We start from the raw sequence: 15182 nt of genomic DNA on the forward strand, positions 1-15182 counted from the left end.
AGGAAGAAGCGCGCCGGCCGGTTCGGATCGAGGCTGGCGTTGTTCAACCGGAACGTGCACTGGTTGAGCTTCTCGGTCGGCAGCGCGGTTTCCTGCGTCAGCGTGCCGGTGGCCACGTTATTGGGCGGCGTATCGCGCGTCGGCTGCACGGTGCCGGTGGTGACCGGAACCGGCGACGCGAGGTAGGTGATCTTGTACGTCATCCGCGTGGTATCGAGCTGCACCTGCAACAGCTCGCCCGACCCCGAGCCGCCGGTAAACACGGTGCCGTAATCGATCGCTTGCGGACACAGCCGGGCGACCGCCTGGATCGCCTGGGTAGGCGAATCATCGCCACCGCCACCGCCGCAGGCCGCCATCAGCGGAAGCCAAGCGATCAGAACCAGCCACTTGCGCCATTGCATTTCGGTTTCCTCCAAATCGTTGTTCGAAGGTGGCAGCGCCCCGCGCCGCCACCGTTTGATGTGGGATGCCCGCGCTACTGCACGAATGCGCCGACCGTGAAGAACGGGTTGTATTGCGCGTTGTTCATCAGCAGCGCGTAGACGTTGCCCACCTTGATCGCCACGCCGGTGTCGCCCGCCTTGAACAACGCGACGCTGCCGCTGGCGCCCTGCGTGGTGAAATCGTTCTGGGCGGTCACGCGCACCTTGCCGGGCGCCGGCTGCGTGTAGTCGAGCGAGAATTGCGCGCGCACCGAAGAGGTCAGCGGATTGATGAGCGCGGCCGTGGTGTCCTGGAACAGCGTCGAGGTGTAGTTCGCGGCCAGCGTGGACACCGCCGTGCCATCGCTGCAGTTGCCAGCGGCCGGGTGGAAGAAGCCGCCCCGAAACTGGCCCGGAAGCTCCGGATGCGGGATGGTGTTCTTGAAGCCGTTGTTCGTGAACGCAAATCCGGGACTCACGCCGTTGAATGCGACCACCCCGCACGCCGAGCTGCTGGTCGCACCGACATAGCCGCCCTTGAGCGCATTGGCCGGAATGGCCGTGGCCGGCGACAGCACCGAGATGCCCACCTGATCGTCCGCCACCGATGCCAGAAGGTTGGTCGGATCGCTGTGTGAATAGCCGACGCGGATCACCACCGGCACCAGTTGGCCGTTCAACTTGCCGACGATCATGATGCCGCGCGCCCGGCTCTGCGCCACAAGCAGTGGCGACACCTGCCCGACATACGGATACGACAGCTTCGGCCGGGCGGTGCTGAGGAACACGTTGTCCAGCGAGCCATCGCCGTTGCGGCGTAGCGTCCACGGCGTGCCCGTGGTCCGGCACGAATAGTCGATGCCTTCCGCCGTGCAGGTGCCGTCCGCATTCAGCGTTTCGGTCCAGTTCACGGCATCGGGCTGCCAGCCTTGCGGCTTGGCGGTCTGGAAGGTCGAGCCGGTCGGCGTCATATGGATGCCGAGCTCGTTGTAGCGGCCAGCCACCTGCGAGAAATCCGTCACGGTCTCGCTAAAGCCGAGGAACGGATAGAAATCGAAGGTGCGCGAAGGCACCGTGCCCAGGACCAACCCCGGGGCGATCTTGATACCGGCGAAGGCAATCGTCGCACCCGGAATGCCACCGCCCACGATGCCCTTGCCCAGGAACAGCATCGGCGGGTCCTGCGGATTGATGGTGACGGCGTAGCTGCCGTCGGCAGTCTGGCCGTTCTGCAACACGAATGCGCAGCGGTTCTGCTCCGCGGTTGGCAGTTTGGTCGCGTTCACATAACTGCCGTTGATCGTGAGCCCCTCGCGCGTGGTGTTCACCTGCCCCGCCGAGGTCGGCACGGAGGACGCGATGAACTGCATCTGGTACGTCTTTCTGGTCGTATCGAACCTGACCTTGAGGTATTCGCCACTGCCCGCGCCGCCGGTGTAGGTCGTCGAATAATCGAGCGACGACGGGCACAGGCTCGACGGTGCGTCCACCCCGGTGGCCGATCCGCTCACCGGGCAACTGGCACCCGAGCACTGCGGCACGGTGGCCACGCCCGGATCGTCTGCACCCCCACACCCACTCAGGAACGGGGTGCTCAATATGCAACTGATTGCCATGGCAATCATTGAAATGCGTCTACGCACCATGGTGCCCTCCTTGGAATTTGAACTTGCTGTGTTTTGTGCCGGCGAACGCCGGACGAATACCCCGCCTGCCGGCAAGACAGTCAGCCGGCAGCGCACAATCTGCCCCGTCGGCAGATCGACCCGAAAATCAATAAAAATAACGGACGTGTTTTGTCCGGCGCGTTACCTCGTGTAACGCGCCTTCGGCTGAGTGCCGCTGATCAAAACAAGTCGGAGTGACAGCTAATGCGGGAAACCCGGATCGCTGCGATGACGCGCGTGGGCACGCGCACAAGCGGAATGCTGGAAGGGCCCGTTTTGAATGCGCAACATCCTGTGTCTCCAAAGGGTACGCGACTGGCTGTGTGCTTATCGTTATGCCCGCCACTATGGTCTGCGCAGACAGTGAAGTCTATAGAGAGTTCATTCAAAACATTCTCGGCATCGCCTGTTATCAGTGGGCACGGCGCGCCAGCGTAGAATTTCAAACGGGATAATGAATCGACGCCACTTTATCTGTTTAAAACTTTCCAAATCCTTTCCATCGCACTCACGCCCATTGCAAATGAAATTTCATGGAGAATTAAATAAACTGATAATCCAATGAAAGACTATGCGACCACAAAACAATATGACGGCCATTGCGAATACCTGGAGCCGACCGGCAATCACCTGGTCGATGTGGTGCGGAAGACGCGGGAAAGATGGTGGGCCCGGTGGGTTTCGAACCCAAACATGGGGGTATTCAGGGGCAACCGAGGGGAGTCAACCCATTGATTCTGCGCAGAATTTCTGAAATAAACTCCCCTGCACCCCCCTCTTTCTTCCCCGAATTCTTCCCTGGAGCGGGGTTCATTACAGGACAGTATGCTGGAGACCAATCGCGCTCAGATCTGGCCGAACCGCAGCGGAATCATAATCCGCAGGTCCGGGGTTCGAGTCCCTGATTCGCCACCAAATGCTGTAAGCCCTTGATATTTCGCGAGAAGTTCAAGGGCTTTTTTCTTGTGGTGTCACGGTCGGTGTCACAGATACCCGACCATGCACAAGATCCCCCGCCTTCTTCGGTCCCGTCATGGGGTCTACTACCTGCGCCTCACCCACGGCAAGCTCGACAGCCGTCGCTCCCTCGGTACAAAGGACTTTCAGCGGGCTAAACTGTCCGCTTTGTTACTGAACCTGCACGTAGAGATGAGCAAGTCGCGCCTTGATGCTGAGATGTTCCGCCACCTCGATATCGCACTGCCGAACGGGGTCAAGCTCACGAATATTCGGCGCGAGGACAAGGGCATTCTGTTCGACATTCTGGACAAGCTCGGCGTGACAGGCGAACAGCTCGCCAGCATGTCGACGACAGAGGTCGCCAAGTTGCTCGCTGGCCCCGAGCCCAAACGCATGGAGCCGCCGAAACCGAAGAGCAAACCATGCCTGAAGCCGCCAACGATGACGATGAAACACCTCGTCGCCGTGGCCGTCCTCTCAAATAGGATCGCGGCGATCTGAGTCGTCCGTAGCCTGACGGTCAAACAGGCAATGCAGCAGCCGCTGCCCAAGATTGGTCGACAAAGTGAGGTCGGCCATTTTTGTTTTTGCTTTTTCTTTTCGTGGATTCTTTTCGCTGCGCTGACGGCTGCGCCTTGTCGATTTCGTTGCCGGGCCTATCGGCTGTCGCCTCTCGTCTGGCTGGCGCATGATTTTTTCGGTTGTGGCACGCTATCGCGTCGGCAGCGATGTTGGCTAATTACCTGTTGTACGCGTAGTGGTCATCGGCGCTGCAGCGTCCATCTCAGGAATGAGGCTGGTGCGCCGGCGCCAGCAAGGTCAGAGTTCGAGATGGAATGTCGTTTGCACTAGTTTCATCAACCCGAGCCGGTGCTATGTATCATTTTCTCGACATTAATAAAAATAAATTCAGAAATAATAAACATTCAATTTCGTGGTGTTTTGCCATGGCTCCGCTGGTGTCTTCGCCCGTCAAGCGTTTCGTTGCTGTCACCCCTCTGTGGAGGGGGTGACGAAGCAAAGCTGACGGTACATCTTCCTGCTTGCTTCACCATGTTGCATACGAAGTGTGAAGGCAAACCGGAATGGGGGCGTTTTGGAAATGTTTAAATTCGAGCAAATCAAGCGCGGTATTTTTTTGATTTTATTTATCGCTTGCGCAGGCTTTAGTGGCGCCGCATCAGCTGCTGACGGATGTCCCGTTGACGGAATAAATTATGCCTGTGTGCCATTTCAATATACTCCGTGGCAATACTTGCCATCAGATTCTGATTATCATTATGCAGTTTGGCGATTGTTTCCCACGGCAGAGGCTGCTTATGCGGACTTTGTTGCGAAGTATACGGTGACTTGCCCTCACACAGTGGGTCCGCTGTCTGAATTTGTGTCAAATCCGTTAGATAATGGTACCCACAAAGTTGCCACAATGGTTATTACCTTGTCGTCAGCCTGCCCTGGTAACCCGGGAGCGCAGCTTACGGCTTGGGTGAGTGCACTCAGGGAGGCTACTTGCGCTGCTGGCTACACCCAATATAACAACTCCATCGCCTATTGCATAGCGCGAGTAAATAATCCCGTGAACGCACTGCAAGTTACCGCGACCACACCGACAATCCCGGCGAATAGCACCACCCAAAATGGGAAGGTTCTTACAAAATCAAATCTAACATTGCGTGTGACGCAAGGTAGTCAGCCTGTTAGCGGCATGTTAGTTGGATTGCAATCAAGCCGAGGCCCCACCGCGGATATTATTCATGGCCCTTCGGCGCCAACGGACGCAAGCGGCACATCAGTGGCTGACGTATCAACCCACGCTCAACCTGGCCAATCCACAATTACCGCTTTGAGTCCGCCCAATCTGCAAACAAAGACGCCAGCAAACATCAATTGGCTCCCCGCACGCTATGAGAGCCAATTTCTTGTGACTTGCTACATATTGGCCCAGGAATCGGCAGCCGCGCAAACTCCCGTCAGCAGCAATGTGTGCGGATTGCCCAGCGCCAACAGATATCGCACGGAATTCTTGGATGCCGTAAAAAGGCAAGGGTCAGGCAAAGCCTTAGATGGTACGATTATTCATATTAACGGGCGTCATAACGGACATGACTGTTATAACACCGATTCTTGCGCACGCACCTCAACCGGTGTCTGCGCCTCGGTAGGTACTACCATTGCAGTTGACCCGTCCGTCATACCACGTCGAAGCAGCGTTAGCGTTGACATACTGGGGCCACGGAAAGCGCAGGACGGCGGCTCGTGGATCAACGGCTATCACATTGACGACTACATGGGGCCAATACCCAAAGCAGTCTGTGACGACTTGGGGCGCCGCAATTCCGGTATTGTGTTTCAGAGCTACTAGGAGAACATAAAATGCGCACAGTCGGGAAAAAATGCACCGCCGCAATGACTTTGCTGCTTGCTCTAGTGTCGTCAGCAGCAATGGCAGCGGGGGATTGCCGAGCACTGGTCTTGGTCAAGAACGACCTATGGTTTGCCAAGCAGGACGGTAGTCTGATCACGCAACTGACGAACGACGGCAAATTGAAGTTTGCCGTTGCGTTGGCACCGCAAGCCAACCTCATTGCGTACAGCGGAAAGACGCCACCTGCGGACGTGACCCTGATCGATCCCTCAGGCAGGCTGCTTGCGGACGTCAACGTCAACGCAAAGGATGCGATTACGGGTCTGACGTGGACGTCGCCGAGCATGCTCGTGGCACAACAACACGAAAGCCCAACCAGCAGTCTCTCCTACTTTTTGAACGTCCCGCCTCCATCTGGACCGGCCCAAGTGTTGTCCACTAAGGGCGTTGGAGGCAACTGTGCCCTCTCACCAAGAGGGCACGGTGTTGCATGCAGCGAAGGCGATGCAATCAGCCTGAATAGGCGCGACATATACACCCTTCCAAGCCCGTTTGCTTCTGCAACTGTCCTGCAGAAGATCAATGCTTCGATCGGTACCAGCGTGGCTACAGCCACTACGCCCTCTTTCCGCATTGACGTCCAAAGCATTGAAGACAGGAAGGTTGCACTGAAGGTCACCACGCCAGATGGGCAATGGAAGCAAATGTATCTGAGCAACGGCGACACACTTGCCGTGCCGTACCCCACCGGCAGCTCGGACGGAGCCTCTGTCCTGTATGGGATTGGCGCGACTGTTGCCCACAACAACAACGGCGTTGTTACGTTGACCGTGCTTTCCGCCAACCAGGGCATGCCCTCCATTGAAGCCGGACCTGTTTGGGACCCGAGAGGCAAGCGAATTGCCTTCGTTGAGACCAATGGCTCAAGTCAGCGATGGCTGGTCATGATCAACAGAGAAATGGGCGATGGCGACGAGCAGGGCGATCGAGACGAGAGAGGCGATGCTGGTGAGCACAAGGGTGGGCTCGACGCCAGAGAGTTGCTTCCGGTCGGCGGCCCTGTCAGTTCGGTTGCGTTCACGTCGGAGACGCATATCGTGGTGAAGGGGCAAAACGGTGTGTTCGCGCAAGACATCCCTGCATCGGGCAAGGTGCCGAGCAACACGCCTTACACCGTCACGCCGAAACTGCCGGATCAGATCAACGTCACGGTAGGCGGGAGCCTTACACCTGTCCCAGTGAAGGCGTGGACCTGCCAATAGAGTCTCTCTCGTGGTGGTGGGCGGCAATTCCAATGCGGCGCCCACCCGGTGCGGTCCGTAATGGACCTGGTGGGCGATAGACGTCCCTAATTGCGAAATTGTTGCCACGCCCGATCGGCGAGATACCGCAGGGCGTTCGTTGTCCGTGAATGCTTTGTAACCGTTGGCGATAGCGGATTTCTTGGCGTCTGCCTTGGAAAAAATCTTGTGCCCACGGCTCTGGGCCTATCGGCTATCGCCCATCATCTGGCTGGCGCGTGAATTTTCTGGTTGTGGCACGCTATCGCGTCGGCAGCGATGTCGGCTAATTACCTGTTGTGGGCCGTTGTGGTCTCGCCTCGGTACCATACCAGCGTTGTTCGCCACAGGAGCATGGACAGTTCCGTATGCCCAACGGAGCAGCGTGTCGAATAGCTGGTGGTTTCTGCCCTTGTGGACCTTGCTGCTGGGAACAGCGATGCGAGCGCCTGACAGATCGATCCATTCGAGAAAGTCGCCAAGATGGTAATTCGCGGCTGGGTGGGTAATGACGTATCAGTGCTGCGCGAAGCTTTCGACTTGGCCGTGACCGACAAGTTGATGACTACCAATCTGGCGTTGGAAGTAAAGCGCGCCAAGCATCAGAAGTCCCCACCCGACCCGTTCTCGCGCGAGGAATCCGACCGTGTCATCTCCGAAATCGCTCTAGCTTACCCCGAGCAGGTTTTTAACTTGGTGGATTTCTGGTTTTGGACCGGAATGCGCACGTCAGAGGTGCTGGGCCTTCAATGGGCAAATGTCGACCTAACCAGCGGCACGGCTCTGATCGCCAGCGTCTACGTACGCGGCGAGCAGAAGGACAAGACTAAGACGGCAAGAGCTCGGTTGATTCGACTGAACAGCCGGGCTCTGGCGGCGATGCAACGCCAGCGTGCGCATACGCAGATGGCTGGTGATCGCGTGTTCCATGACCCGCGCTACAGTCTGCCCTGGCACGACGAAGACGCGTTCCGCCGGACGTATTGGGCGCCGACACTGAAGCGACTGGGCATCCGTTACCGCCGCCCCTACAACATGAGACACAGCTACGCTGCGGCAATGCTGATGGCCGGCATGACACCCGCATTCTGCGCGAAGCAGTTGGGACACAGCGTCGAGATGTTCCTGACAACGTACTCGAAATGGATCGACGGCGAGCAGGACGACCTGGAGATGTCGCGGCTGGAATCGGCATTTTCTTCCCCAGTTCTTCCCCGGGTCGGCACCGATACGCCGTAGCGCCTTGATCTTAAAAGAGAAACGGTGGTGGGCCCGGTGGGTTTCGAACCCACGACCAAACGATTATGAGTCGTCTGCTCTAACCCCTGAGCTACAGGCCCTGCAAGAGCGGCATCCGAACGGCTGCCGGCAAAAAAGAGACCCGGCGGGTTAGGCCGGGCCTCATGCGGAATTTTACCCGAAAGTGGGCGCGAGCCCACTCGGAAAAAACGCCCGCTTAGCTCCCTTCGAGGAAGCTCTTGAGCTTGTCCGAACGGCTCGGGTGACGCAGCTTGCGCAGCGCCTTGGCTTCGATCTGGCGGATACGCTCGCGAGTCACATCGAACTGCTTGCCGACTTCTTCCAGCGTGTGGTCGGTGCTCATCTCGATACCGAAGCGCATGCGCAGCACCTTGGCTTCGCGCGGCGTCAGCGAGTCGAGTACGTCCTTCACCACGCCGCGCATGGAGCCATGCAGCGCCGCTTCGGCCGGGGCCAGCGTGTTGGTGTCCTCGATGAAATCGCCCAGATGAGAGTCGTCGTCGTCACCGATCGGCGTTTCCATGGAGATCGGCTCCTTGGCGATCTTCATGATCTTGCGGATCTTGTCTTCCGGCATCTCCATCTTCTCGGCCAGCGTTGCCGGATCCGGCTCGTTGCCGGTTTCCTGCAGGATCTGGCGCGAGATGCGGTTCATCTTGTTGATCGTCTCGATCATGTGCACCGGAATCCGGATGGTGCGCGCCTGATCGGCGATCGAACGCGTGATGGCCTGACGGATCCACCACGTGGCGTAGGTCGAGAACTTGTAGCCGCGACGGTATTCGAACTTGTCCACCGCCTTCATCAGGCCGATGTTGCCTTCCTGGATCAGGTCGAGGAACTGTAGACCGCGGTTCGTGTACTTCTTGGCGATCGAGATCACCAGGCGCAGGTTGGCCTCGGTCATTTCGCGCTTGGCTTCACGGGCGCGGCGCTCGCCTTCGGACATCTTGCGGTTGACGTCCTTCAGCTCGGGCAGCGGCAGCACCACGCGGGCCTGCAGGTCGATCAGCTTCTGCTGCAGCTCGTGCACGGCCGGCACGTTGCGCTCGACAATGGTGCTGTACGGCTTGCCATCGGCGACCACGGTAGCGACCCACTTGAGGTTGGTCTCGTTGCCCGGGAAGCGCGAAACAAATTCACCGCGCGGCATACCGCACTTGTCGACCACGATGTGCAGGATGGCGCGTTCCAGCTTGCGCACCTCGTCCACCTGGCCACGCAGCGTGTCGCACAGGCGCTCGACGTTGCGTGCCGTGAAGCGAATGCACATCAGTTCAGCTTGGATGGCTTCCTGCGCCTTCACGTACGGCTTGGACTTGTAGCCTTCCTTCTCGAACGCGCGGCGCATCTTGTCGAACTGCTCGCCGATCACGCCAAACTTGACCAGGGCAGCCTGCTTGAGCTCTTCGAGTTGACGTGCCGAAGCCGCGGCGGCGCCGGCGCCTTCATCGTCCTCGTCTTCCTCTTCGTCGCCTTCCTCTTCGGCCTCTTCGTCCTCGAACTCCTCTTCCTCCTCGGCTGCCGCTGCGGCTACGGCATCAGCGTTCGGGTCGATCAGGCCGTCGATGTACTCGTCGATCTTGGCCTCATCATTGGCCACGCGCTCACCCATGGCGAGGATCTCGGAGATGGTGACCGGGCAGGCCGAGATGGCCATGACCATGTCCTTCAGGCCGGCTTCGATGCGCTTGGCGATCTCGATTTCGCCTTCGCGCGTGAGCAGCTCGACCGTACCCATCTCGCGCATGTACATGCGCACCGGGTCAGTCGTGCGGCCGAATTCCGAGTCGACCGTCGACAGCGCGGCTTCGGCTTCTTCTTCTGCCTCTTCTTCCGTGGTCACGGAAGGCGCGTTGTCGTTGAGCAGCAGGGTCTCGGCGTCCGGAGCCTGCTCGTACACGGCGACGCCGATGTCGTTGAGCGTGGCGACCAGCGTCTCCATCGACTCCACGTCGACCATGTCGTCGGGCAGATGGTCGTTGATCTCGGCGTAGGTCAGGTAGCCGCGCGATTTGCCCAGCTTGATCAGCGCCTTGAGCTTCTGGCGGCGAGCCTCGAGCTCTTCTTCCGAACCGCCTTGCTGTGAGGCCGCGAATTCCTTCAGCAGGGCTTTTTCCTTGGCCTTGCGGTCACGGGCCTTCAGCTTTTCTGATTTCGGTGCCGGAGCGGCGGGGGTGTCAAATTCTTCAGTCACGTCCGTGCTGCTGTCGTCATCTGCCTGCGTCTCCGCCTTGGGCTTGCGGCCGCGCTTTTTAGGCTCGGCTGCCGCCTCGGCGCGGGGCGCGGGAGGAGTTGTGGGAGTGGCCTCTGCCTGGGCGGTGCGCTTGGTGTCATCCGCGGCCGCCTTGGCTGCGGTGTTGGTACGAGCGGTACCCGTCTTGGTTGCGCGTGCGCTGGCAGCGGTCTGCTTGGTCTCGACTTCGGTAACTTTCGATTTCGCCACGGTGGTTGTCTTGCCCTTGAGTGCGACGGAAGCGGCTTTGCCGCCAGGTCTGGCGCTCGTGCTCATCGACGTCGAGACCTTGCCTGAGGTTGAAGATTGGATCGCGCCTTTTGTGCGCGGTGCCGGGTGGGCGGAAACGGTGATCTCGGCGATCTGGCGCGGCTGGGCTTTCCCCATCTTTGCCGGCGCAGTGGCCTTGACTCCTGCCGATCCCGCCTGCCCCATATGGGTCCGACCATTCGCGACTTTCGCCGTTCCCGCTGGTGTCTTTCCTCCGCTGGCGCCGCGCGCCGATGAGGATCGCGTGGCAGAAACAGAGACAGGACTGGCCTTGGAACCGGCCTTCGCGGAGGTCTTCACCTTCACCATGGGCACGCTCACTCCCCCGAAAATGGGAAAAAGGACTTGCAATCCAAACCGGCTATTCTAGCACGCCAGACCCAGCCGGTCTAAACGAAAATCGGGTTTTCGCCTGAAAAATCAAGGGGCTACCCGCAATTGCCCGCCCCGTCTGGCATCGCACGGCAGCGTGTGCGCTAGACGAGACGGCGACGGCGACTGATCTCGCCCACGAGCCAGCGCAAGCGCTCCTTGTCGTCGTCGGTCGCGTGACCACCTTCCATCTTGCGCTGCAACATGTCCAATTCGCGGCGCAGCGGCTCGGCGAGCATCTTCTGCACCGCCACATCAAATTCCTGCGTGGCCGGCTCGATCTCGATATCGTCCTGCAGCACGGCGACGCGCAGCCCGGCGAAGGCCTCGGCGTACGGTGTCTGACCCAGGCGCTCGACGAAGGCGCCGAAGTGCATCTCGGGGCCTGCGGCGTCGCATTCGGCCAGCAGCCCCGCCAATACCTCACCTTGGGGCAAATCGGGCGCAGTCAACTGGGCGCGGGCATCGGCGTCAAGCCGGGTGGCCAGCGCGGGATAGCGCATCAACAGGCGCAGCAGTTTCTGCTCCAGCGCGGTCGGTGCCGTGCGCGCCACACGGGGGCGCTTCTGCGTCGAGCGGCCGGCGTGGGCGGGGTCGCTGCGCAGGCCGCACAGGGCTTCGATGTCGGCGGGCGTGGTGCCGGTCATGTCGGCCAAGCCGCGCACGATCTGCAGGCGCAGGCCGCCGGCGGGCATGGCGGTCAGCAGCGGCTTGGCGTCGTACTGGGCGCGGGCACGGCCCTCGGGCTGGCGCAGGTCGAGGTCTTCGGTCACGGCCTGCAGCAGGAAGCGCGACAGTGGCATCGCATTGCGCACTTCATTGGCAAAAGCCTCGGTGCCCTCTTCGCGGATGAAGGTGTCCGGATCGTGCTCGGGCGGCAGGAACAGGAACTTGATGGTCTTGTTGTCGGTGGCATGCGGCAGGCAAGCTTCCAGCGCGCGGCGCGCGGCCCGGCGCCCGGCGGAATCGCCGTCGAACGAGAAGATGACGGTATCGACCTGCCGCAGCAGCTTCTGCACGTGGATCGGCGTGCAGGCCGTGCCCAGCGTCGCCACGGCGTTGGCAAACCCGAGCTGCGCCAGCGCGACCACGTCCATGTAGCCCTCCACCACCAGCACATAGTCGAACTCGCGGATGGCGTGGCGTGCCTCGAACAGGCCGTACAGCTCGGTGCCCTTGCTGAACAGCGGCGTTTCGGGGGAGTTGAGATATTTCGGCTCGCCCTGCCCCAGCACCCGGCCGCCAAAGCCGATCACCACGCCCTTGGTATTGCGGATGGGGAACATGATGCGATCGCGGAAGCGGTCGTAGCGGCGGTGCGAGCCGTCAGCGGCGGTCTTCTCGCTTTCGATGACGAGGCCGGCTTCGATGAGCGGCGTGGCAGTGGCGTCTTCGCGGTACGGGCCGAACACGCCTTCGAGCGATTGCCAGTCGTCGGGCGCATAGCCGAGGCCGAAGTGCGCGGCGATCTCGCCGGTGAGGCCGCGGCCCTTGAGGTACTGGATGGCGTTGGTGGCACTGCGCAGTTGCTTGCGGTAGTGGTCGCAAGCGCGGGCCATGATGTCGCCCAGGGCGACCGTCTTGGCCTGTTGCTCGGCGCGGGCGGCGGGCGGCAAGCCGCCACGCTCCTCGGGCACCACCATGCCGACGGACTGCGCGAGATCCTTGATGGCCTCGACGTACGACAGTCCGGAAAACTCCATCAGGAAGCCGATCGCCGAGCCGTGCGCGCCGCAGCCGAAGCAGTGATAGAACTGCTTGGTGGGCGACACCGAGAACGACGGCGACTTCTCGTTATGGAACGGGCACAGCCCCATGAAGTTGGCGCCACCCTTCTTCAACTGCACGTAGCGGCCCACCACGTCGACGATGTCGACGCGGTTGAGCAGGTCGTCGATGAACGGCTGCGGGATCACGCGGGGTGTGGCCCTGGGGTGTAGCGCGGGGTCAGTCGAGTCTGGACCGGAATCAGGCGCCCGTCAGCGCGGCCTTCACGCGGGCCGACACTTGCGTCATGTCGGCGCGACCAGCCAGGGCGGGCTTGAGGATGCCCATCACCTTGCCCATGTCCTGCGGGCCGGCGGCACCGGCCTTGGCCACCGCGTCGCGCACGGCGGCGTCGACTTCGGCGTCCGACAGCTGCGCCGGCATATAGGCTTGCAGCACGGTCACTTCGGCGGCTTCCTTGGCGACCAGGTCATCACGGCCGGCTTGCTGGAAGGCAGTGATGGAATCCTTGCGCTGCTTGATCATCTTGTCGACCACAGCCAGCACGGCGGCGTCATCGAGCTCGATGCGCTCGTCCACCTCGCGTTGTTTGATGGCGGCCTGCAGCAGGCGGATCGTGCCCAGACGGTCCGCTTCCTTGGCGCGCATGGCGGCCTTCATGTCTTCCGTGATCTGTGCCTTCAAGGACATTCCGAACTCCGATAAACAGCAAAACCCGCTCGGGCAGCGGCCCAGCGGGTTGCAAACGTGGAAAAGTGGATCATTGATCGTAGCACAGAACCAAGATGGTTCCAGGTCCGATCGGTAGGGGGTCAGCGGGCGGACGCCGCCTCGCCGGCTGCCACGGCCGAGGCCCATGCCCACTGGAAGTTGTAGCCGCCGAGCCAGCCCGTCACATCGACCACCTCGCCGATGAAGTACAGGCCGGGTGCGCCCTGCGCCTCCATGGTGGCCGACGACAGCGCACGCGTATCGACCCCGCCGCGCGTGACCTCGGCCTTGCGGTAGCCCTCGCTGCCGGACGGCGTCAGCGCCCAGCGGTTGAGCGCGCCGCCGAGCGTGCGCAGCACCTTGTCCGGCAAATCGGCGATCGGCGCATGCGGGTTGGCGCCGTGCGTAGCGCACCAGGCCTGCGCCACGCGCTCGGGCAGGCGCTGCGCCAGCACCGTGCCGAGCTGCTTGCGCGAGCCGGATTTCTCGTCGCACAGCCATTGCGCGGCGTCAGCATCCGGCAACAGGTCGATGCTCAACGGTTGGCCCGAATTCCAGAAGCTGGAGATCTGCAGCACGCCCGGCCCGGACAGGCCACGGTGCGTCAGCAGCAGGTCTTCGCGGAAGGTCGCGGCGCCGCCCTTCTTCCCACCCTTGCCCGCGCCCGCCGGCGGGGCGACCGTCACATCCACCTCCATCGACACGCCCGACAGCGCCGAGAACGGCGCCCAGTGCTCCGCATTGAACGTGAGCGGCACCAGCGCCGGGTGCGTCTCGACGATCTTCAGCCCGAACTGGCGGGCGATGCGGTAGCCAAAGTCCGTCGCGCCGATCTTCGGGATCGACAGGCCGCCGGTGGCGATCACCAGCTTGTCGGCGACGATCTCGCCGGCGCTGGTCGACAGGCGGTAGGCGTCGCTGGCTTTGCCGATTTCGGCGATCGCGCAGCCGGTGCGCCAGATCACCTTGCCCTTCTCGCACTCGGCTTCGAGCATGCGGATGATGTCTTCCGCGCTGTCGTCGCAGAAGAGCTGGCCCTTGTGCTTCTCGTGGTACGGGATGCGGTAGCTGGAGACGAGGCTGATGAAGTCTTGCGCGGTATAGCGCGCCAGCGCTGAGCGACAGAAGTGCGGGTTGTTCGACAGGTAGTTGGCCGGCGCCGCATTGACGTTGGTGAAGTTGCAGCGCCCGCCGCCGGAGATGCGGATCTTCTCCGCCAGCTTGGTGGCATGGTCGATCAGCACCACGCGCGCGCCACGCTGCCCGGCCACTGCCGCGCACATCATCCCGGCCGCGCCCGCGCCGATCACCGCTACATCGCACCGCATCATGATCGCCCCAACCGCTCCATGGTCCCTGATTCCGCTTGAAAACCGCGCATTTTAACTTGTGCTATCTTCGGCGGCCTTCCCATTGCAATTCCTCACGCCCCCGCGTTCCTATTGGCCATGCTGGTCCTCGGCATCGAATCCTCCTGTGATGAAACCGGCGTCGCCCTGTACGACACCGCTGCTGGCCTGCGCGCGCATGCGCTCTACTCGCAGATCGCCATGCACCGCGAGTACGGCGGTGTGGTGCCGGAGCTGGCCTCGCGCGACCATATCCGCCGCGTGATCCCGCTGCTGGAGGAAGTGCTCGCCACGGCCGGCGCCGCGCGTGCGGACATCGACGCCATCGCCTATACGAAAGGCCCGGGGCTGGCCGGCGCGCTGCTGGTTGGCGCCTCGGTGGCGAATGCGCTGGCCTTTGCGCTGGGCAAGCCGCTGGTGGGCGTGCATCACCTGGAGGGGCACCTGCTCTCGCCGTTGCTGGAAGCGGAGCGGCCCGCGTTTCCGTTCCTGGCGCTGCTGGTGTCGGGCGGGCATACGCAGTTGATGCGCGTCGATGCCGTCGGCCAGTACACGCTGC

General features: G+C 61.5%; 12 protein-coding genes, 1 tRNA gene and 1 pseudogene. 6 read left to right on the top strand and 8 right to left on the bottom strand.

Annotated elements, in window-relative coordinates; translation table 11 throughout:
* Both QZ609_RS16365 and QZ609_RS16370 read right to left on the bottom strand, forming a co-directional pair.
* The coding region (locus tag QZ609_RS16365; protein ID WP_295497013.1) for a DUF2957 domain-containing protein at positions 1-404 on the bottom strand (404 nt) is incomplete at its 3' end.
* A 74-nt stretch (positions 405-478) separates the two neighbouring features.
* Positions 479-2071: a DUF2957 domain-containing protein gene (locus QZ609_RS16370; protein WP_295497016.1), complete on the bottom strand. Its 1593-nt coding sequence runs from the start codon at positions 2069-2071 to the stop codon at positions 479-481.
* Between QZ609_RS16370 and QZ609_RS16375 the strand changes: the two genes are divergently transcribed.
* Together QZ609_RS16375 and QZ609_RS16380 are read left to right on the top strand one after the other, a co-directional pair.
* Positions 2025-2246 (top strand): hypothetical protein, encoded by a 222-nt coding sequence (locus QZ609_RS16375; protein WP_295497045.1) that lies wholly within the window; start codon positions 2025-2027, stop codon positions 2244-2246. The two genes, QZ609_RS16370 and QZ609_RS16375, sit on opposite strands and share 47 nt — an antisense overlap.
* An 845-nt stretch (positions 2247-3091) precedes the next feature.
* The gene (locus QZ609_RS16380) at positions 3092-3553 is read left to right on the top strand and encodes a hypothetical protein (protein ID WP_295497019.1); all 462 of its coding nucleotides are present in this window, start codon (positions 3092-3094) and stop codon (positions 3551-3553) included.
* Here the strand turns inward: QZ609_RS16380 and QZ609_RS16385 are convergent.
* Positions 3530-3742 carry a hypothetical protein gene (locus tag QZ609_RS16385; RefSeq protein ID WP_295497023.1) on the bottom strand — a complete coding sequence of 71 codons (213 nt, stop codon included), beginning with the start codon at positions 3740-3742 and terminating at the stop codon, positions 3530-3532. The two genes, QZ609_RS16380 and QZ609_RS16385, sit on opposite strands and share 24 nt — an antisense overlap.
* 412 nt (positions 3743-4154) lie before the next feature.
* Here QZ609_RS16385 and QZ609_RS16390 point away from each other — a divergent pair, with 412 nt between their 5' ends.
* From QZ609_RS16390 to QZ609_RS16400, 3 genes are all read left to right on the top strand, one after another.
* Complete coding sequence (locus QZ609_RS16390) at positions 4155-5414, top strand: 3D domain-containing protein (protein ID WP_295497026.1); 1260 nt, start codon at positions 4155-4157, stop codon at positions 5412-5414.
* Between the two features lie 110 nt (positions 5415-5524).
* On the top strand, positions 5525-6679 hold the full coding sequence (locus QZ609_RS16395) for a hypothetical protein (RefSeq protein ID WP_295497029.1): 1155 nt from the start codon (positions 5525-5527) through the stop codon (positions 6677-6679).
* 564 nt (positions 6680-7243) lie between these two features.
* The gene (locus QZ609_RS16400; RefSeq protein ID WP_295497031.1) at positions 7244-7936 is read left to right on the top strand and encodes a site-specific integrase; all 693 of its coding nucleotides are present in this window, start codon (positions 7244-7246) and stop codon (positions 7934-7936) included.
* A 25-nt stretch (positions 7937-7961) separates the two neighbouring features.
* Here QZ609_RS16400 and QZ609_RS16405 read toward each other — a convergent pair.
* The 5 genes from QZ609_RS16405 to QZ609_RS16425 form a co-directional block, all read right to left on the bottom strand.
* Positions 7962-8037 (bottom strand) — tRNA-Ile (locus QZ609_RS16405).
* A gap of 116 nt (positions 8038-8153) precedes the next feature.
* Positions 8154-10628, bottom strand: coding sequence for an RNA polymerase sigma factor RpoD (gene rpoD, locus QZ609_RS16410; protein ID WP_295497034.1), 2475 nt, complete (start codon positions 10626-10628; stop codon positions 8154-8156).
* 311 nt (positions 10629-10939) lie between these two features.
* Positions 10940-12751, bottom strand: a complete 1812-nt coding sequence (gene dnaG / locus QZ609_RS16415) for a DNA primase (protein ID WP_295497036.1) — start codon at positions 12749-12751, stop codon at positions 10940-10942.
* A gap of 52 nt (positions 12752-12803) precedes the next feature.
* Positions 12804-13253 (bottom strand): GatB/YqeY domain-containing protein, encoded by a 450-nt coding sequence (locus tag QZ609_RS16420; RefSeq protein WP_295497039.1) that lies wholly within the window; start codon positions 13251-13253, stop codon positions 12804-12806.
* 122 nt (positions 13254-13375) lie between these two features.
* Complete coding sequence (locus QZ609_RS16425) at positions 13376-14605, bottom strand: NAD(P)/FAD-dependent oxidoreductase (RefSeq protein WP_295497041.1); 1230 nt, start codon at positions 14603-14605, stop codon at positions 13376-13378.
* A gap of 117 nt (positions 14606-14722) precedes the next feature.
* Here QZ609_RS16425 and QZ609_RS16430 point away from each other — a divergent pair.
* A pseudogene (locus QZ609_RS16430) lies at positions 14723-15182 on the top strand (tRNA (adenosine(37)-N6)-threonylcarbamoyltransferase complex transferase subunit TsaD); the annotation flags it as partial.

This window comes from uncultured Ralstonia sp. (assembly GCA_913056305.1).
Lineage (GTDB): Bacteria > Pseudomonadota > Gammaproteobacteria > Burkholderiales > Burkholderiaceae > Ralstonia.

Bases quoted from the DNA above. Each gene is read 5' to 3' on its own strand.
- QZ609_RS16425 (WP_295497041.1), bottom strand. From the start codon at position 14,605: ATGATGCGGTGCGATGTAGCGGTGATCGGCGCGGGCGCGGCCGGGATG.
- QZ609_RS16385 (WP_295497023.1), bottom strand. From the start codon at position 3,742: ATGCGCCAGCCAGACGAGAGGCGACAGCCGATAGGCCCGGCAACGAAA.
- QZ609_RS16380 (WP_295497019.1), top strand. From the start codon at position 3,092: ATGCACAAGATCCCCCGCCTTCTTCGGTCCCGTCATGGGGTCTACTAC.
- QZ609_RS16375 (WP_295497045.1), top strand. From the start codon at position 2,025: ATGCAACTGATTGCCATGGCAATCATTGAAATGCGTCTACGCACCATG.
- rpoD (WP_295497034.1), bottom strand. From the start codon at position 10,628: ATGGGGCAGGCGGGATCGGCAGGAGTCAAGGCCACTGCGCCGGCAAAG.
- QZ609_RS16420 (WP_295497039.1), bottom strand. From the start codon at position 13,253: ATGTCCTTGAAGGCACAGATCACGGAAGACATGAAGGCCGCCATGCGC.
- QZ609_RS16370 (WP_295497016.1), bottom strand. From the start codon at position 2,071: ATGGTGCGTAGACGCATTTCAATGATTGCCATGGCAATCAGTTGCATA.
- QZ609_RS16390 (WP_295497026.1), top strand. From the start codon at position 4,155: ATGTTTAAATTCGAGCAAATCAAGCGCGGTATTTTTTTGATTTTATTT.